Origin of the sequence: Pseudomonas sp. LAIL14HWK12:I7 (assembly GCF_000483465.1) — a bacterium.
Classification (GTDB): domain Bacteria; phylum Pseudomonadota; class Gammaproteobacteria; order Pseudomonadales; family Pseudomonadaceae; genus Aquipseudomonas; species Aquipseudomonas kermanshahensis.
This window is the reverse complement of the sequence record NZ_AXYZ01000004.1, coordinates 392,317-409,704: the sequence shown is the minus strand read 5'-3', so window position 1 is coordinate 409,704 and position 17,388 is coordinate 392,317. Positions and strand designations below refer to the sequence as shown.

Sequence of the window (17,388 nt, the reverse complement as noted above, 5' to 3'; positions counted from 1 at the left end):
TTGCCATGCACAGCACCGTCCGCCTGACCCTGATCACCCTGGCCCTGGGTTTGTCCGCGTGTACGGTGCATGAACCTTACGAGCAGCCCGCGCCACCGATCGAGCGGCTACCGCCGCACCAGGGGCCGGTGGTCAAGCCGTTGCCAGGCGGGCAGCCTTCGACCCAACCGAGCAAACCCGCAGCGACACCCAAGCCGATGCCCCGCACGTCTGCCAGCTTTGCACCGCCACCGGGCGGTTCCAGCCATTGGGACCCTAAGCTGGGCGTGTACGTGCTGGAGAAAAAACCCAACACCTTCTACCGCCAGCGCACCTACTACCGCTACGACGGGGGCTGGAGCTGGTCACTGAGCCCCGATGGCCCATGGCAGGACACCGACAGCAGCGGTGTACCTGGTGGGCTTGGGCGGGCGTTCGCCCAGTAAATTGCCCGGTACAGTACAGTTTTCTGCTGATTTATCGATTGACTGTACCGCCCGCTGATTACGCATAATGCCCCTTCGATCAGACGCGGAGGTGGCATGAGCAAGACAGTCCTGGTGTTGGTGGAAACCGTCGACGATTACCTGCCCCTGCTGGAACAGGCGGGTTATCGGCTGATTCGCGCACCGTCGCCGCAACTGCGTACCGAAGCCATCCAACGCCACGCCCGCGAAATCGATGCCGTGCTCACCCGGGGCCCATTGGGCCTGACTGCCGCAGAAATCGAGGCGCTGCCCCACTTGCAGATCATCTGCGTGATCGGCGCCGGCTACGAGCAGGTCGACCTGGCCGCCGCCGCCGCGCGCGGTATCACGGTGACCAACGGTGCCGGGGCCAATGCCGCCGCGGTCGCCGACCATACCCTGGCAATGGTGCTCGCGCTGCTGCGTGACATTCCCCGTGCCGATGCCAGTACCCGCCGTGGCGAGTGGAACCGTGTGATCAGCCCGTCGGTGAGCGGCAAGCGCCTGGGCATTCTCGGCTTGGGTGCGGTAGGGCTGGCGATCGCCAAGCGTGCCAACCTCGGCTTCGACATGAGCATCAGCTACCACAGCCGCACGCCGCGCCCGGATGTGCCGTACACCTGGTACGACAGCCCGCTGCACCTGGCCGATGCCGTCGACATTCTGGTCGTGGCCACGCCAGGCGGCGCCGCTACCCAGCACTTGGTCGATGCACCGGTGCTCAAAGCCCTCGGCGCCGAGGGGTACTTGGTCAACATCGCCCGTGCCAGTGTGGTGGACACGCAGGCCCTGGTGGCGGCGCTGGCGGGCGGCCAGCTTGCCGGTGCCGGCCTGGACGTATTCGACGACGAGCCGGCAGTGCCCGATGCCCTCAAGGCGCTCGGCAATACGGTGCTGACGCCCCATGTGGCGGGCCAGTCGCCGGAGGCCGCGCGCGACACGGTGACGTTGGTGGTGCGCAATCTGCAGGCGTTCTTTGCCGGTGAGCCGGTGCTGACCCCGGTACGAAACTGACTCTTTTCACCCATGAGCCTGGCAGCGTCCCGGCCAACAAGGAGTGTGTGCATGCAACTCGAGATCTTCCAGGTCGATGCGTTTTCCGCTGAGCCTTTCGGTGGCAACCCCGCGGCAGTCATCCCGCTGGACAGCTGGCTGCCGGACGATGTGCTGCAACGCATCGCCGAAGAGAACAATCTGTCCGAAACCGCCTATTTCGTGCGTAACGGTGAGGCATACGATCTGCGTTGGTTCACCCCGACGGTCGAGGTCGACCTGTGCGGCCATGCCACCTTGGCCTCGGCTTATGTGTTGTTCGAGCAGTTGGGCGAGCAGGCGCCCGTGTTGCGGTTCAATACCCGCAGCGGCGAGTTGCGCGTCAGCCGTGGCGCCGACGGGCTGCTGGCGATGGACTTCCCAGCCAAGCAGCCGGAAGCGGTGGAGGCCCCAGCGGGCCTGTTGGAGGCGCTGGGCCTGAGCAGTGCGCGTGCGGTGTACCGCAGCGATGACTTGGTGGTGGTGATCGATGACGCGTCGTTGCTGGACCCGTTGAAACCCGATTTTGTCGCCCTGTCGGCCTTTGATGTGCGCGGGGTCGCCGTGACTGCGGCGGGGCGTGGGTTTGATGTTGTCACCCGGTGGTTCGGCCCGCGGGTGGGCGTGAACGAGGACCCGGTAACGGGCTCGGCGCACACCTCGCTGGCGCCGTTGTGGGCCGAGCGGCTGGGCAAGAATGTGCTGAGTTGCGAGCAGGGTGGGGTGCGCAAGGGGCAGTTGCTGTGCGAGGTGCCGGGCAATGGGCGGGTGATCATTAGCGGGCGGGCGGCGTTGTATCTGCGGGGGCAGGTGTTTATCTGAGGGATGTTTTTGGTGCCTGAGGTGCATGTCTTTAGGTTTGCAGCGCCTGGGAGATCGAGCGCCGCCCGCGCGGCGCTTCGCAGCACAAGGCTGCTCCCACATCTGTTTCGGGCCAGTCACGCCTGTGGGGGCGGCGCGCGACCGCCTTGTTGGTCCGACGCGATATCATGGTGTGCGCCAAGGGGCCGCGCGCCAATGCCCCAGGACTAATTGGCCCGAAACAAATGTAGGAGCAGCCTTGTGCTGCGAAGCGCCGCGCGGGCGGCGCTCGATCTCCCAGGCGCTGCAAACCCCAAGACATGCCCCCGCAACCCCACCCGCATCCCCCAAATCATTGCCTCCCCCCCGCACAACCAGTAGCCTGCGCCCAATTCAAACGAGGATCGCAGACGTGAGACGCGGTGTGATGTACGCCGGCATGGCCGGTGCGTTGTGGGGCATGGTGTTGATGGTCCCTGAGCTGCTGCCTGAGTTCAACCCGATGCTGCTGAGCAGCGTGCGCTATGTCATGGTCGGGGTCATCTCGTTGCTGCTGGCACTGCCCATGGCCCGCCAACTGCGTCAGCTGACCCTGCACGACGCGTGGATGCTGCTGCGCCTGGCCGTCATCGGCAACTTGGTCTATTTCGTTTTCCTGGTGGCCGCCATCCAGCGTCTGGGCGTGGCGCCGGCTTCGCTGATTGTCGGCGTACTGCCCCTGACCATCACCCTGTACGGTCGCAACGACAGTGGCGCGGTACCGCTGGCGCGGCTGATCGGCCCATTGGCGCTGATCCTGACGGGCATGCTGTGCATCAACCTGCAGACGTTCGCCTTCGCCCCCGGCGACATCGGCGACAAGCTCCTGGGCCTGTGCTACGCATTGGCCGCCCTGGCCTGCTGGACCTGGTACGCGGTACAGAACAGCCGTTACCTCAAACAATGCGGGCATTTCGACAGCCATCAGTGGTCGGTGCTGTGCGGGGTGATGACCGGACTGGCCAGCCTGGTGATGGTTGCAGCCCTGGCCCTGTGGCAGCCGCAACAGTTGCAGGTGGACGCGCCGATGGCGCGCTGGTGGTTGTTCTGGGCGGCCAGCCTGGGCTGCGCGGTGCTGGGTTCGTGGTTGGCCATGGCGCTGTGGAACGCTGCCTCCAAGCGCCTGCCACTCACCCTGAGCGGCCAACTGATCGTCTTCGAAACCTTGTTCGCCCTGCTTTATGCTTTCCTTTGGCGGCAGACCGGGCCGAGCGTACTAGAGGCGGCAGCGATCATACTGGTGATTGGCGGCGTGCTGTGGTCCATGCGCCAGCACGGAACGCCGCGAGAACTTGCCAAACCGGTGCATACCTGAGAAAAGGGCGGCTTTGATTTTTTCAGCGTTGGAGCATGCCCATGAGCAGCGAACTGCAGATCATCGACCTCGTCGAAGGCGACGGTAAAGCCGCCGTCAAAGGCGCCCTGATCACCACCCAGTACACCGGCTGGCTGGCCGACGGCAGCACGTTCGATTCATCCTGGTCGCGCGGCAAACCCTTCCAGTGCGTGATCGGCACGGGGCGCGTGATCAAAGGGTGGGACCAAGGCTTGATGGGCATGCGCGTCGGCGGCAAACGCAAACTGCAGGTGCCGGCGCACCTGGGGTATGGCGAGCGCAGTGTGGGGGCGATACCGCCGAATTCGGATTTGACGTTTGAGATCGAGCTGCTGGAAGTGCTGACGCGGGATGATTGAGATATTGATGAGTTTTTGCGGGTGTATGCCTTGAGGTTTGCAGTGCCTACGAGATCGAGCGCCGCCCGCGCGGCGCTCGGTCTCGTAGGCGCCAGATCATTCACGCCGTACATACAGGGTATACATAATTCAGCAACACACATCCTCTAACGTTGGCCTTGCCTAGGGAACGGCAATCACGCTCAGGGAGGAACCAAACGGGTTGACGGCACTCTGACCCTCACTCGTTGCCAGGGATGGCACTCACTACAAGGACGCCCTGCGGCTGCGACGCAGGGCAACGTGGCGGGTCAACCCGATTTTCTCTGCCACAAGAGCCTGCCTTGATGAAGTTGCCAACCTTTCTCCGCCGTCGTCGCCACTTGCTGTTGAGCCTGGCGCTCACGGCTGTGGCCATACCGCTGGCGTTGGATGCTGTCGAAAGCCGTGCGCAGCCGGTCGATGGCACCCAGACCCTGGTCTTCCTGCGCCACGCCGAGAAACCGGGCGAGGGGCTGGGGCAACTGAACTGCCAAGGCCTCAACCGGGCATTGGACCTGGCCACGTTGCTGCCAGAACGTTTTGGCAATGCCGACTACGTGTTCGCTGCCAACCCGTCGCGGCATGTCGAGGAGGGCAGCAAGGACGAGAGCTACAGCTATATCCGCCCGCTGATGACCATCACCCCCAGCGCCATCCGCTTGGGCCTGCCGGTGAACATCGACTACGGTGCCAACGACACCGACGCGCTGGCCGAAGAGTTGCTGAGCGACAAATACCGCAACGCGACGGTCTACACCGCTTGGTCCCATGGTTACCTGCCAGAACTCATCAATACCGTGGCCGGCAAGGCCCTGGGTGAAGAGCGGGTGATCACCGAGGACTGGAACGGTGACGATTTCGACACCCTGTATGTGCTCACGCTGACCTGGCACGACGGCAAGGCCAGCCTGCTCAGCCGCAATGTACGGCAGGGCCTCAATGATGGTGCCCATAGCTGTCCGAGCTGATGCGCTGCTACTGTTTGGGCAAGGAAGCTGAAACAGGGGCCATGCATGAAGCACGAGGTGGCGGTCATTGGAGGGGGTGTCATTGGCCTGGCGACGGCCTATGCGCTGGTACGCGAAGGGTTGTCGGTAGCACTGATCGAGGCGCGGGATAGCCTGGCGTCTGCCACCAGTTTCGCCAATGGCGGGCAGTTGTCGTACCGCTATGTGGCGCCATTGGCCGATGCCGGTGTGCCGTTGCAGGCAATGGGCTGGATGCTGCAGGGGGATTCGCCGCTGCGTTTGCGGTTGCGATTCGACCCGGCGCAGTGGCGTTGGTTACTGGCGTTCATGATGGCCTGTCGCAGCCGTGTCAATGCTCGCAATGGCGCACAACTGCTGGCGTTGGCGCTGGAAAGCCAAGCCGCCCTGGCGCGCTGGCGCGAGGAGGATGGGCTGACGGATTTTGCCTGGCGGCGTAACGGCAAGCTGGTCGCCTTTCGCAGTGAGCGGGCGTTCGCCCAAGGACGCAGGCGCCTGCTCGATCCAATCAGCCAACGCGTGCTCGATGCCACCGAGCTCAAGGCCCTGGAGCCGGCCTTGGCCGGGGGGCCGTTCATGGGGGCCGTGCTCACACCTGATGAGGAAGTCGCCGACTGTTACCGCTTCTGTGTACGCCTGGCCGAGCGCTTGCGTGCATCCGGGCAGTGCCAGTTTTTGCTGGGTAAGCCTGTGACTCAGCTGGTCACACATCACGATCGGGTGGTTGCGTTGCAGTTGGGCAGCGAGCGGGTCGATGTGCAGCGCCTGGTGTTGTGTGCGGGTCATCGCAGTGCGGGGTTGGCGCTACCGGGGTTGAAGTTGCCGGTCTATCCGCTGAAAGGCTACAGCCTGACTGCGCCGATTGCCGCTGAGCATCGGGCGCCGGAGGTCAGTGTTACCGACTACGAGCGCAAGATCGTCTATGCGCGGCTGGACCGCCAACTGCGGGTTGCGGCGATGGTGGATATCGTCGGTTACGATGAAGCGGTGGATGCGCGCCGACTCGACAGCATGCGCCGGCTGGCGGTGGATACGCTGCCCAACGCCGCCGACTACGGGCAGGCGGTGGAATGGGCGGGGATGCGGCCAGCGACGCCTACCGGGGTGCCGATCATTGGGGCGACGGCGTATCGGAACCTGTGGCTGAACGTGGGGCATGGGGCACTGGGTTTTACGTTGGCCTGTGGCAGTGGGGAGCGGTTGGCCAGAATGTTGCGCTGACTGGACCGGCCCTATCGCTGGCAAGCCAGCTCCCACCCGAACTATGTAGCCTTCAAGTCTAGCGCCGCACCTGTGGGAGCTGGCTTGCCAGCGATGAGGCCGGAACAAGCACCACAAGACAGTTGCTCCCACAGGTGTCTCAGAACCTTCTGGCCTGTGGTCATCCTGTGGGAGTCGGCTTGCCGGCGTTAGGGCCACTTAAGGCACCTGAATCTTACCGCCCGAAGCGCATCGGCCAGCCCACCACTTTCTTCACCCTCGGCGTGGCATAGGTCCGCACTTTGGACGTACTCAACCCCATCCGCACCAACGACTCGGCAATGGTCACCGCTGCGCTCACACCGTCCACCACCGGCACGCCGGTGCGTTGACGGATCTGCTCATCCAGCCCCGCCATGCCACCACAACCCAGGCAAATCACCTCGGCCTTGTCGTCGCGCACAGCGCGCTCGGCCTGCTCGACAATGGCTTCCACGGCGCGCTGTGGGTCGGCTTCCAGCTCGAGCACGGCCAGGCCACTGGCGCGCACCGACGCGCAGCGGTCGTACAGGCCGGAAAGCCGCAAGCGGTCTTCGATCAAGGGCACGGTGCGGTCCAGGGTGGTCACCACCGAGTAGGCGTGGCCCAGGTACATGGCCGTGCTGGCGGCGGCATCGGTAATGTCCACCACGGGGACGTTCAGCAGCTCTTGCAGGCCTTCGCGGCCGTGCTCGCCGTAGCCGGCCTGAATCACTGCATCGTAGGGCCCATCGTAGGCAAGCACCCGGTCCATCACCGCGATGGCCGCCAGGTAGCTTTCAAAGTTGCCTTCCACCGACTCGGCGCCAAACCACGGGGTCAGGCCGATGATTTCGGTACCTGGCGCGGCAACGGCGCGCGCCTGCTCGGCGATGGCCTCGGTGATGGCTTCGGTGGTGTTGACGTTGGCAATCAGAATACGCATGGCAGCTCTCCCTTATCAGTGGCTGCTGTGGTCAACGGCGATGCACTCACCGCTGACATCCAGGTAGTGGCGGTTGCGTGGCGCGATCAGCAGGTAAAGGGCCGCGGCGATGCCGGCACCGATCAGCCAGGAGAACGGCGCCACGCTATGGAAGTTGGGTACCAGGGCGAGCACGATGGCCAGCAGTGCGGCCGGCACAAAGGCGGCCACGGCGCGCAGGTTGATGCCCTTGGTGTAGTGATAAGCGCCGGCCGGGTCTTCGCTGTACAGCTGCGGCACGTTGATGCAGCCTTTGCGCAGCAACCAGTAGTCGGCCATGATCACCCCGTACAGCGGGCCGAGCAGGGCGCCCAGGCCCGACAGGAAGTACACGATCACCAGCGGGCTGTTGTACAGGTTCCAGGGCAGGATCAGCACGGCGAGGGTGGCGCTGATCAGCCCCGCGCGACGGAAGTTCAGGTGGCGTGGCGCCAGGTTGCTGAGCACGAAAGCCGGGGCGACGAAGTTGGCCATGATATTCACGGCCACCGTGACGATCAGGAAGGCCAGGCAACCCAGGACCAGGAAGGGGGTGTTGGGGATGCTGGCGACGATCTGCGTCGGGCTGTCGATGATCTGGCCGTTGATCTGGAACTGCGCGCCGCACAGCACCACGGTGATCATCGCGAACACCAGGATGTTCACCGGCAAGCCCCAGAAGTTACCGACGCGGATGGTCTTGCGGCAGGGCGATGAGCGGGCGAAGTCGCAGAAGTTGAGCACCAGGGTGCCGTAGATCGCCAACCACAGGGCACCGCCCGCGAAGATGTTGTGCCACATCTCGTAACCGGTCAGCGGCGCCGCCACCGACCAGGCGATTCGCGCGTCGGCCTTGAAGTACATGAACACCGCCAGGCTGGCGACGGTGAGCAGGATCACCGGGCCGGCGAAGGCCTCGTAGCGGCGCACCATCTCCATGCCGTAGGCGAGGATCACCAACTGCACCAACCAGATCGCCACGAAGCAGACCCAGCCCAGGCTCGACAAGCCAAGGATGCTGTCCTGGTCGTGGACGGCCAGTTGCGGCCACACGGCGGTCAGCAGCACGCGCAGCACCACCGAGGCCAGGTAGGTTTGGATGCCGAACCAGGCAATGGCAATGACCGCGCGGATCAACGCCGGTATTTGCGCACCATGGATACCGAAGGCAATGCGGCTGATGACCGGAAACGGTACACCGGTCTTTTGCCCCATGTAACCGGACAGGTTCATGAAGAAGTACACCAGCGCCGCACCAATGGCCAGCGACACCAGTATCTGCCAGCCGCCCAGCCCGAGGGCGAACAGCCCCATGGCGAACGAGTAGTTGGCGATGTTGTGCACATCGTTGGTCCATAACGCAAAGATGCTGTAACCGCCCCAGCGCCGACCTTCGGCGCGTGTCGGGGCGAGGTCGCGGTTGTGCAGGCGCGGGCTCAGTTCAAGTGCTGGCGCAGGGCCAGCAAGTGTGGAGATGGGGTTGCTGCTGGCGACGGAAAGTTCAGGGGCAAGGTCGAGGCTTGTACGCATTCCGGCAGGCTCCTGATGCACGTGGACTGCGATGAGCGGGCAATGCGCACGGGCTCGCCATCTCGTCGGTGCAGCGTTGGCATCACTGGGTTCTGGGCGCGGCGGCCGACGGGTAGGGCGGCGTCGCGGGTTCTTGTGTATTTATGTTTTGCCTAACTTGTATACAAAACACGAACACACAAAAGCGAGTTCCATGCCAGCCGAAAAGCGACGTTCAAGTTGCCATTGTTTTGAACTCGTCTTGTTTAACGCTAACTAAATGAAATTAAGGAAATAAAAATTGACCAAATAAACAGCTTTTATTTTTTGATCGTTTTGTTAGTTGATCAATTGGTCAAAATTAGTGGCGTGAAGGGTGTAACGTATTGGGGCGCGGTTGAGAAAAGTGCACACAAAAATGGCACCTATGGTGACATTCCTGTGTACAAAAAATAGTCAGCTTTTGCCTGCGCAGACCACTCGAGGCAGGTTCAGCCCATCGGCGGCAGGCGTCGCTTCACCGGGCTCTTCTTGATGATCGCGGTGTTGGTTTCGGCCAGCACGTTGATCCGGTCGAGCAGGGTGTCGAGCTGTTCCATCGAGCGCACATGCAAACGCGCAATGAAGCAGTCCTCGCCGGTCACCTTGTCGCATTCGGTGAACTCAGGGATCGCAATGATCTGCCGCTCCACTTCCTGCAACTGCCCCGGCAGCGGGCGGATACGCACGATCGCCTGCAGCTGGTAACCAAAACTGCGCGGGTCGACATCCACGGTGTAACCGCGCAAGACGCCGCGCTCTTCCAGGCGGCGCAAGCGCTCGCTGACGCTGGGGGCAGACAAGCCACTAATCTGCGCCAGGGCCTTGAGTGAGCGCCGCGAGTCTTCCATCAACGCGTTGATCAGCAGTTGGTCGATAGCATCGGTCATGCGTAACCTCATCAGGCTATTCGGGTGATTTGCCTTGATAGTAAAGGCAAGCTGGCGGATGCGCCTTTGTTATCAGCTGGAAGGTCCCCCGCCACCCTTTGCATACTGTTGCCATTATCAACGGAGGTGTGAGATGGACAGTTCATTGCGCCGTGGCTCGCTGGAAATGGTCGCTGCCATGCTGATTTCCGGGACCATCGGCTGGTTCGTGCTGGTGTCGGGCCAGCCAGTACTCGACGTGGTGTTCTGGCGGTGCGTGTTGGGTACCGGCACGTTGCTGGTGATCTGCGCGGCCTTGGGCTTTCTCAAACCGGGTGTGATCGGCCGCACGGCGTTTGTGCTGGCGATTGCCAGCGGTGTGGCCATCGTCGGCAACTGGGTGTTGCTGTTTGCCTCCTATTCACGCGCTTCGATCGCCATCGGCACCGCCGTTTACAACGTCCAACCGTTCATGCTGGTGGGCCTGGCGGCTGTGTTTCTGGGCGAGAAGATCACCTTGCCCAAGGTCACCTGGTTGAGCGTTGCCTTCCTGGGCATGCTGGCTATCGTCAGCGCCCACGGCGTGGGGCAGGGCAGTGGCGAGGATTACCTGCTGGGTATTGGCCTGGCGCTGGGCGCGGCGTTTTTGTATGCAATCGCTGCGTTGATCATCAAGCGCCTTAAAGGTACGCCACCGCACCTGATTGCATTGATCCAGGTTGCCACCGGCGTGCTGCTGCTGGCGCCGTGGGTCAAGCTGAGTGGGTTGCCGGGTGAGACTTCGGCGCTGGCCAGCCTGGTGACCCTCGGCATCGTTCATACCGGGGTGATGTATGTGTTGCTGTACAGCGCTATCCAGCGCTTGCCTACCGCACTGACTGGCGCGCTGTCGTTCGTTTACCCGATTGCGGCAATTCTTGTCGACTGGGTGGCCTTTGGGCACCGGCTGGCACCGTTGCAATGGCTGGGTGTGGCACTGATTCTGCTGGCAGCGGCGGGGATGCAGCAGGGATGGTGGTTTAGTTCTGCGCGGGTTGCAGCCAAACATTGAGGTGACCTTGCGGGCCTCTTCGCGGGTAAACCCGCTCCCACAGGTGCTGTCCTTCGAAGCGGTGCAGTACGGGTGGGAGCGGGTTTACCCGCGAAGCGGCCCGCAAGGGTAGAATGCCGCTTTTTCCAGCTTGCGACCCGCCATGACCTCGCCGATCCAGACCCTTGAGCAACACCTGCTCGCCGCCCTCGACCCCGCCCCACAGGAAACCCGTCGCCTGTTCCACGGCCGTGGCCGCTGCTGGCCGGGCCTTGAGCAGGTGACGGTGGACTGGCTGCAAGGCGTGCTGTCGGTGGCGCTGTTCCGTGAGCCGCCTGAAGGCCAACTGGAAGAGCTGGAGGCCATGCTGCGTAACCTCGCCCAGCGCCCGCAATGGTACGGCCAGGCCATCCTCATCCAGCATCGCTACCTGCCGGACAGCCCCGGCCAATGGCTGTTGGGCGAGCCGTGCCAGCAGCGGGAGGTCGTCGAGGACGGCCTGACTTACCTGCTGGACCTGGGCGTACGTCAGAACAATGGCCTGTTCCTGGACATGCGCTATGGCCGACGCTGGGTACGCGAACAGGCAGCAGGCAAGCGGGTGCTCAACCTGTTTGCCTATACCTGCGGTTTCTCGGTAGCGGCCATTGCGGGTGGGGCGGAGCAGGTAGTGAACCTGGACATGGCCAAGTCGGCGTTGTCCCGCGGGCGAGACAACCACCGGCTCAATGGCCACGATGCGTCACGGGTGGCGTACCTGGGGCATGAGCTGTTCAAGTCCTGGGGCAAGGTGCGTAAGTACGGGCCCTATGACCTGATCATCATCGACCCGCCCACCTTCCAGAAGGGCAGCTTTGTGCTGACCCAGGATTACGCGAAGATTCTGCGGCGGTTGCCGGAGCTGCTGAGTGAGGGCGGGACCGTGCTGGCCTGTGTGAACGACCCGGGGATCGGGCCAGCGTTTTTGATCGAAGGCATGGCCGAGCAGGCGCCTGCGTTGGCTTTTGTCGAGCGGCTGGAGAACCCGCCGGAGTTTCCTGATGCGGATCCGGCTGGGGGCCTTAAAGCCTTGGTATTCCGGCAGGGTTGAAGCTTGCATCACGCTGAAACTCCACGCATAGGCAGCGGATACACCTGGGCAAAGCTCACCTGCTCCGTCTGGTCCACCCGCTTCTTCAGCCGCTCGTTGAACGCGCGGCTCACCGCATACTGCCCACCGGAAATGGTGCGGAACTGCGCCGTCAGCACAAACCCGTTCAAGTCCATGCGGTCCACCCCGAATACCTGCAACGGCCCCTGCAGGTTGATGCGCAGCAGTGGATCGTCGCTGATCGACTGCCCCACCTCATGGATCAGCGCCAGCGACTGGTCCACATCGCTGTCGTAGGTGAATTGCACCGAGAAAAACGCATAGGCGAACTGCCGCGACTGGTTGGTAACCGCCTTGATCTGGCCAAACGGCACCGAGTGCACAAACCCCTTGCCGTCGCGCAGGCGCAGGGTACGGATGGTCAGGCTTTCGACAGTGCCGGCGTGGCCAGAGTCGAGCACCACCCAGTCGCCGATCGAAATGGTGTCTTCGATCAGGATGAACAGCCCGGTGATCACGTCCTGCACCAGTTGCTGCGAGCCAAAGCCGATGGCCAGGCCGATCACCCCGGCACCGGCCAGCAGCGGCGCGACGTTGATGCCCAGGTTGGCCATGGTGGTGATGGTGCAGATGACGATCAGCACCACTTTGATGGCATTGCGCAGCATGGGCAGGATGGTCCGCACCCGCGTGCTCGGCTGGCGCGCGGTACGGCGCCCGGGCGCTGGTTTGAGTGCTTCCTGAATGGCGGTGTCGAGCACCACCCAGAGCAGCCAGGTGACCAGCAGGATCAGGCCGATGCTCGACAGCGAATTGCTGATGGCCTGGCCCAGGCGGTTGCTCAGGGCGAAGCCGATGACCGAGACGCCCCAGATACGCCCCAGCAGTTCGATGAAGGCCACCGCCATGGCAATGCGCAGCAGCGCGTGGGCCAGGCTGCGCAGCAGTTCCTTGTAAGGCCGTACCCGTTGCCCAGCATCGGCTTCGCGGGGCGCCAACAGGTGTTGCAGCAAAGTACTGAGAAACACCGTGGACACCAGCAGCACCGTGGTCAGCAAGGCTTTTTGCAGCGCCTTCTGGCTTTCTTCGCCAGCGCCGATCAGGTGAATGGCCGAGACCAGGATCATCAGCAGGATCGGCAAATACCACACCACCGAGAAGATCCTTAGGGTTTCCTGTACCGCCCGGTGTTGCAGGCGGTCCTTGAAGGCGCGGTTGCGGATCAGGTGGGCAACCGGGCGGCGCAGGCGAATCACCAGGCTGGCAAAGATGACCGTGGCGGTGAGGCCGGTGAGTACCGCGATGCTGGCGGTGATGTTGCCGCCTAACTGGCGGGCGATCTGCGGGCTGGTCAGCGCATCGCTCCAGGCAGCCAGGAAGCCGATCAGGAACAGCGGGCGCGGTGCCAGGCGTTTGATCACTGCCACGGCCGAGCGTTTGTGGCCGGCATCGAACAAGGTGACCAGGCACAGAATGATCGAGGTTGAGAATAGGCCGCTGCTGGTGGCGTACGCCAGGCTCAGGCCCAGGGCGCGGGCGATCGATGGGTCAAGGAAGCGGCTGACATACAAGGTCAGCGGCAAGCTGGCCAGGGCGGGAAGCGTATAGGGCAGCAGGTAGCCGAGCAGGCTGCTGGCGCGCGGGCGGTCGCGCAGCCATGCCGTGCGGGCGCTGCGCGTGGCGCCCCAGCGGCCAAGGGTGGTGAGCACTGCGAAGGCCGCGGCCCAAGTGAATGTCAGCAGGATGAAGTTACCTGCCAAGGTGAGCGAGTCACTGGCCGAATGGCGATCGACCAGGCGTTCCACTTCCTTGGCTGCACGGTCAGTGCGCAGGCGCCAGGCGTCGACCAAGTGGGCATCCAGGTCAAGCTCCTGGGCGGCACTGTCCAGGCCGTCGGCCAAGGCACCGAGCAGGCCGCCCTGAAGTACCGGCTCCGGTTCGGCAGGTTGTGCGTCGGTGGGGGCGGGGTCGGCCGCCAGCAGGTGGGTGCTCAGCAGGCAGCCGAGCAGCAGGGTGGTGAGGTAGCGCAGCACTGGAGTACTCCTTGGGCCGGGATGAGCGGGGCAGGGTTACTCCAGAAACTGAGCCGTTCAGCGGTGCGAAAGTTCGATGTGCGTGTGCTGGGGTCAGCGATTGCCTTGCAGCGAGCCCGTCAGCCCATGGGTGAGCGTTTCCCAGCGCAGGTGAAACGCGCCCACTTGTGGGCGTTTTTTTGCCAGAAATGTTTGCGTCTCGGGCAGGTTGACCCCTTTGCGCAGTGCGTAATGGTTGTAGGCAATTTCGAAGGTGCCGCTGATGTTCTCGCGGATAGGCCCTTCGCAGAGCGGCTGCGGGATGTTGCCATTCATCTGCGCGCTATGCAGTTCCAGCGCTGCGACGATGCGTTGCTGCTCTTTGCTATACAAATCGACGCCCTGCAGCCTGGCGGTTTCTGCGACATTGATGATGGCTGCCAAGCCCATTGAAGTGTGGGCGAGGTCACGGCAGGTTTCTTGGCTAAGGCCCTTCACGTAGTGGGTGGGAAAGTGCCAGTGGGCCTTGATGCGATCGTCATCGAGCCTGCACCACGGTGCATTGGGCGGCCTGTTACCGTTTTGCTCGTCATAAATATAAGCAGGTACGAGTTGATGCCAACGCCCGATGGCTTCGTCGAATAACGCGCGGTCATCCGTGACGATACCGATATTGGCCATTGCCTCAATCGCGGTGGCATGCCAGTTCTTGTTATGGCACAGCGAGCCAGAGATGAACATCTGCCTGATAGTGGGGAGGTGCTGCTCTGTGAGCATTTTCTTAACCTTCGCCCGTTCATCCGGCAACCAACCGGTGTAGCCTTCATCGACGATTTCAAGGCCCCGGGTAAAGAGTGCGGCGGTCCAGGCAGCTTGCAATGGGCCATTACTTGCCTGATGTCCGCCCGTCAGCGTCGTTGCCCACGCCAGCAGAATGCTTCTGACGTTCGCGGCATATTGAGGATTACCGGTATACGACCACAGCAACGCCTGTGTGTACGTCGCCGCTGCGTCATCCATTTCTTCAAAGCAGCCAACGCGTGGGTTAGTGGAGCCCGAGCCGCATTCAACCTTGGCGAAGGGGGTGGCCTTGTAGTCCTCAGCGGCCCATTTACTGTGCTTGGCTTGCGCAAAGGCATCCTTCCAAGGCTGCGTGTCTAATCGGGCTTTGACGAGATTCAAAAGTGCGGTGTCAACCAGGATGCCAGGGTGGTTCAGTGGCAGACCGACAGTCGGCGAAAGGCTTTGGGAGTTTGCAGAATTGGCCGTGCTGAGACCTGCAAGGGTGAGGGCGGAGATTAAAAGGAATTTACGCATGGTGAGTGCCTCATTGAGTCATGAGGCCCATGCTGCCAAGTTTCTGAAGTACGGCTACTCACAGAGCTAGCAGTAGCCGTAGGGTGAGGACTGTGATTGTAAGTTACTGCCCGTTGTAGATCTGGTCGAACACACCACCGTCGTTGAAGTGGGTCTTCTGCACGGTACGCCAGTCACCAAAGGTTTTTTCCACCGACAGGAAGTCGACTTTCGGGAAACGGTCGGTGTACTTGGCCAACACCGCCGGATCACGTGGGCGCAGGTAGTTGTTGGCGGCGATTTCCTGTGCCGCTGGCGACCACAGGTACTTCAGGTATTCCTCGGCCACGGCCTGGGTACCTTTTTTCGCCACCACCTTGTCAACCACGCTTACCGGTGGCTCAGCTTCGGCGGAAACACTTGGGTAGACCACTTCGAACTGGTCGCGGCCGAATTCGCGGGCGATCATTTCGGCTTCGTTTTCGAAGGTCACCAGCACGTCGCCGATCTGGTTGGTCATGAAGGTGGTGGTCGCGGCGCGGCCACCGGTATCCAGCACTGGCGCCTGTTTGAACAGCTTGCCGACGAAGTCGCGGGCCTTGGTCTCGTCACCGCCTTGCTTGAGCACATAGCCCCACGCCGAGAGGTAGGTGTAACGGCCGTTACCCGAGGTTTTCGGGTTGGGCACGATCACTTGCACGCCATCCTTGAGCAGGTCGGGCCAGTCTTTCAGTGCCTTGGGGTTGCCTTTGCGCACGATGAACACGGTGGCCGAGGTGAACGGCGCGCTGTTGTTCGGCAGGCGGGTGACCCAGTTGTCCGGCACCAGCTTGCCGTTGTCGACCAGGGCGTTGATGTCGGTGGCCATGTTCATGGTGATGACATCGGCCGGCAGGCCGTCGATCACCGCGCGCGCTTGCTTGCTCGAGCCGCCGAAGGACATCTGCACATTGACCTTCTCGTTGTGCTCGGCTTCCCAGTGTTTCTGGAAGGCCGGGTTGTAGTCCTTGTAGAAGTCGCGCATCACGTCGTAGGAGACGTTGAGCAGGGTCGGGGCGGCCTGGGCGAGGTTGCCGAGGGCCAGGCCTGCGGCGAGCAGCGAGGCGGTGAAGAGTTTTTTCACGTTGCTTCCTTGTTCTTGAAGGTTATTGGGGCAGATTGCCAGCGACTATAGCGGCTGGGTTTATGCGGGTTAAAGAACAAAAACGACTTTGGTTATGCTTCTGCCTGTGCCGGCCCTTTCGCGGGTAAACCCGCTCCCACAGGGAACGCGCACTGCTCAGGCCTGTGGTGATCCTGTGGGAGCGGGTTTACCCGCGAAAGGGCCGGCACAGGCAGCATCACTGCTTGGGAAATAGCCCATTGCCGCAGCGCGAACAGAATGACGCATCGTGTTCGTGGCTGCTCTTGTGGCAGGTTGGGCAGTCATGCTGCAACTGCTCCCCACGCATGGCATTGGCCAATTCTGCGGTAAAGATGCCGGTAGGCACGGCGATGATCGAATAACCGGTGATCATCACCAGTGACGACAGCACCTGCCCCAGCGGCGTCTTCGGCACGATGTCGCCAAAGCCCACCGTGGTCAGGGTGACAATGGCCCAATAGATGCCTTTGGGAATGCTGGTAAAGCCGTGCTCCGGCCCTTCGATCACGTACATCAAGGTGCCGAACACCGTCACCAGGGTCGAGACAGTGACCAGGAACACGATGATCTTCTGCTTGCTGCCCCGCAGCGCGGCCATCAGGTAGTTGGCCTGCTTGAGGTACTGGCCAAGCTTGAGCACGCGGAAGATCCGCAGCATGCGGATGACCCGGATGATCAGCAGGTATTGCGCGTCGCTGTAATAGAGGGCGATGACCCCGGGGACGATCGCCAGCAGGTCGACCAGGCCGTAGAAGCTGAAAGCGTAGCGCAGGGGCTTGGGCGAGCAGTACAGGCGCGTGAGGTATTCGGCCAGGAAGATCGCGGTGAAGCCCCATTCGATGGCAGCGAGCAGGCCGGCGTAGCCTTGGTGGATTTCGTCGATGCTGTCGAGGATCACCGTGACCAGGCTGGCAAGGATGATCAGCAGAAGGGTCTTGTCGAAGCGGCGCCCGGCGACGGTGTCGGTCTGGAAGACGATGACGTAGAGCCGCTCACGTATTGATTGCGGGGTTTGCATGGTTTTTGTTCCGGGTGCGTAAGCATTAAGCCTAGAAGGTCAGCGCTTGGGCCTGCAACAGGGCGAGCTGGCAATAATGCCAGTTGTTGAGACGCGAATGTTGGCCGCAGAATGGCATCAGGTATGGGCGAGCGTGTGAGTCGGTCATGAATAGGGCAGCTGACCAGCCTGGCTTGGTA

16 protein-coding genes are annotated in these 17,388 nt (G+C 62.5%); 9 read left to right on the top strand and 7 right to left on the bottom strand.

Translation table 11 applies throughout. From position 1 onward, the window contains the following. Positions 1 to 5 precede the first annotated feature (5 nt). The 7 genes from D886_RS0105805 to D886_RS0105775 all read left to right on the top strand — a co-directional run bounded on the left by D886_RS0105805 (position 6) and on the right by D886_RS0105775 (position 6,241). Positions 6 to 425, top strand: coding sequence for a hypothetical protein (locus D886_RS0105805; RefSeq protein WP_027592990.1), 420 nt, complete (start codon positions 6 to 8; stop codon positions 423 to 425). A 96-nt stretch (positions 426 to 521) separates the two neighbouring features. Continuing rightward, complete coding sequence (locus tag D886_RS0105800; RefSeq protein WP_027592989.1) at positions 522 to 1,460, top strand: 2-hydroxyacid dehydrogenase; 939 nt, start codon at positions 522 to 524, stop codon at positions 1,458 to 1,460. A gap of 51 nt (positions 1,461 to 1,511) precedes the next feature. Next, positions 1,512 to 2,300 carry a PhzF family phenazine biosynthesis protein gene (locus D886_RS0105795; protein WP_027592988.1) on the top strand — a complete coding sequence of 263 codons (789 nt, stop codon included), beginning with the start codon at positions 1,512 to 1,514 and terminating at the stop codon, positions 2,298 to 2,300. A gap of 391 nt (positions 2,301 to 2,691) precedes the next feature. After that, entirely contained in the window at positions 2,692 to 3,633 is a 942-nt protein-coding gene (locus D886_RS0105790) for a DMT family transporter (protein WP_027592987.1), read from the top strand. A gap of 41 nt (positions 3,634 to 3,674) precedes the next feature. After that, entirely contained in the window at positions 3,675 to 4,013 is a 339-nt protein-coding gene (locus D886_RS0105785) for an FKBP-type peptidyl-prolyl cis-trans isomerase (RefSeq protein ID WP_027592986.1), read from the top strand. Positions 4,014 to 4,339: 326 nt separating this feature from the next. Next, positions 4,340 to 5,002: a hypothetical protein gene (locus tag D886_RS0105780; protein WP_027592985.1), complete on the top strand. Its 663-nt coding sequence runs from the start codon at positions 4,340 to 4,342 to the stop codon at positions 5,000 to 5,002. Positions 5,003 to 5,047: 45 nt separating this feature from the next. After that, positions 5,048 to 6,241 (top strand): D-amino acid dehydrogenase, encoded by a 1,194-nt coding sequence (locus tag D886_RS0105775; RefSeq protein ID WP_027592984.1) that lies wholly within the window; start codon positions 5,048 to 5,050, stop codon positions 6,239 to 6,241. A gap of 214 nt (positions 6,242 to 6,455) precedes the next feature. On the opposite strand, the gene D886_RS0105770 is transcribed toward D886_RS0105775, so the two are convergent. The 3 genes from D886_RS0105770 to D886_RS0105760 all read right to left on the bottom strand — a co-directional run bounded on the left by D886_RS0105770 (position 6,456) and on the right by D886_RS0105760 (position 9,640). After that, on the bottom strand, positions 6,456 to 7,184 hold the full coding sequence (locus D886_RS0105770; protein WP_027592983.1) for an aspartate/glutamate racemase family protein: 729 nt from the start codon (positions 7,182 to 7,184) through the stop codon (positions 6,456 to 6,458). 15 nt (positions 7,185 to 7,199) lie between these two features. After that, positions 7,200 to 8,732 (bottom strand): NCS1 family nucleobase:cation symporter-1, encoded by a 1,533-nt coding sequence (locus tag D886_RS0105765; protein WP_027592982.1) that lies wholly within the window; start codon positions 8,730 to 8,732, stop codon positions 7,200 to 7,202. A gap of 470 nt (positions 8,733 to 9,202) precedes the next feature. Next, positions 9,203 to 9,640 carry an Lrp/AsnC family transcriptional regulator gene (locus D886_RS0105760; RefSeq protein ID WP_027592981.1) on the bottom strand — a complete coding sequence of 146 codons (438 nt, stop codon included), beginning with the start codon at positions 9,638 to 9,640 and terminating at the stop codon, positions 9,203 to 9,205. Between the two features lie 133 nt (positions 9,641 to 9,773). On the opposite strand from D886_RS0105760, the gene D886_RS0105755 reads away from it, so the two are divergent. Both D886_RS0105755 and D886_RS0105750 read left to right on the top strand, forming a co-directional pair. Then, positions 9,774 to 10,670: a DMT family transporter gene (locus D886_RS0105755; RefSeq protein ID WP_027592980.1), complete on the top strand. Its 897-nt coding sequence runs from the start codon at positions 9,774 to 9,776 to the stop codon at positions 10,668 to 10,670. Positions 10,671 to 10,812: 142 nt separating this feature from the next. Then, positions 10,813 to 11,739: a class I SAM-dependent methyltransferase gene (locus D886_RS0105750; protein ID WP_027592979.1), complete on the top strand. Its 927-nt coding sequence runs from the start codon at positions 10,813 to 10,815 to the stop codon at positions 11,737 to 11,739. An 8-nt stretch (positions 11,740 to 11,747) separates the two neighbouring features. Here D886_RS0105750 and D886_RS0105745 read toward each other — a convergent pair whose 3' ends face one another. The 4 genes from D886_RS0105745 to D886_RS0105730 form a co-directional block, all read right to left on the bottom strand. Beyond that, positions 11,748 to 13,772: a mechanosensitive ion channel family protein gene (locus D886_RS0105745; RefSeq protein ID WP_027592978.1), complete on the bottom strand. Its 2,025-nt coding sequence runs from the start codon at positions 13,770 to 13,772 to the stop codon at positions 11,748 to 11,750. 93 nt (positions 13,773 to 13,865) lie between these two features. Further along, positions 13,866 to 15,068 carry an alginate lyase family protein gene (locus D886_RS27670; protein WP_081717459.1) on the bottom strand — a complete coding sequence of 401 codons (1,203 nt, stop codon included), beginning with the start codon at positions 15,066 to 15,068 and terminating at the stop codon, positions 13,866 to 13,868. A 103-nt stretch (positions 15,069 to 15,171) separates the two neighbouring features. Continuing rightward, positions 15,172 to 16,170: a sulfate ABC transporter substrate-binding protein gene (locus D886_RS0105735; protein ID WP_027592976.1), complete on the bottom strand. Its 999-nt coding sequence runs from the start codon at positions 16,168 to 16,170 to the stop codon at positions 15,172 to 15,174. Between the two features lie 217 nt (positions 16,171 to 16,387). Next, complete coding sequence (locus tag D886_RS0105730; protein ID WP_027592975.1) at positions 16,388 to 17,209, bottom strand: ion transporter; 822 nt, start codon at positions 17,207 to 17,209, stop codon at positions 16,388 to 16,390. Between the last annotated feature and the right edge of the window lie 179 nt (positions 17,210 to 17,388).

Coding starts and splice junctions, on each gene's coding strand:
- D886_RS0105755 (WP_027592980.1), top strand. CDS start 9,774: ATGGACAGTTCATTGCGCCGTGGCTCGCTGGAAATGGTCGCTGCCATG.
- D886_RS0105770 (WP_027592983.1), bottom strand. CDS start 7,184: ATGCGTATTCTGATTGCCAACGTCAACACCACCGAAGCCATCACCGAG.
- D886_RS0105805 (WP_027592990.1), top strand. CDS start 6: ATGCACAGCACCGTCCGCCTGACCCTGATCACCCTGGCCCTGGGTTTG.
- D886_RS0105785 (WP_027592986.1), top strand. CDS start 3,675: ATGAGCAGCGAACTGCAGATCATCGACCTCGTCGAAGGCGACGGTAAA.
- D886_RS0105765 (WP_027592982.1), bottom strand. CDS start 8,732: ATGCGTACAAGCCTCGACCTTGCCCCTGAACTTTCCGTCGCCAGCAGC.
- D886_RS27670 (WP_081717459.1), bottom strand. CDS start 15,068: ATGCGTAAATTCCTTTTAATCTCCGCCCTCACCCTTGCAGGTCTCAGC.
- D886_RS0105760 (WP_027592981.1), bottom strand. CDS start 9,640: ATGACCGATGCTATCGACCAACTGCTGATCAACGCGTTGATGGAAGAC.
- D886_RS0105795 (WP_027592988.1), top strand. CDS start 1,512: ATGCAACTCGAGATCTTCCAGGTCGATGCGTTTTCCGCTGAGCCTTTC.
- D886_RS0105730 (WP_027592975.1), bottom strand. CDS start 17,209: ATGCAAACCCCGCAATCAATACGTGAGCGGCTCTACGTCATCGTCTTC.
- D886_RS0105800 (WP_027592989.1), top strand. CDS start 522: ATGAGCAAGACAGTCCTGGTGTTGGTGGAAACCGTCGACGATTACCTG.
- D886_RS0105750 (WP_027592979.1), top strand. CDS start 10,813: ATGACCTCGCCGATCCAGACCCTTGAGCAACACCTGCTCGCCGCCCTC.
- D886_RS0105775 (WP_027592984.1), top strand. CDS start 5,048: ATGAAGCACGAGGTGGCGGTCATTGGAGGGGGTGTCATTGGCCTGGCG.
- D886_RS0105780 (WP_027592985.1), top strand. CDS start 4,340: ATGAAGTTGCCAACCTTTCTCCGCCGTCGTCGCCACTTGCTGTTGAGC.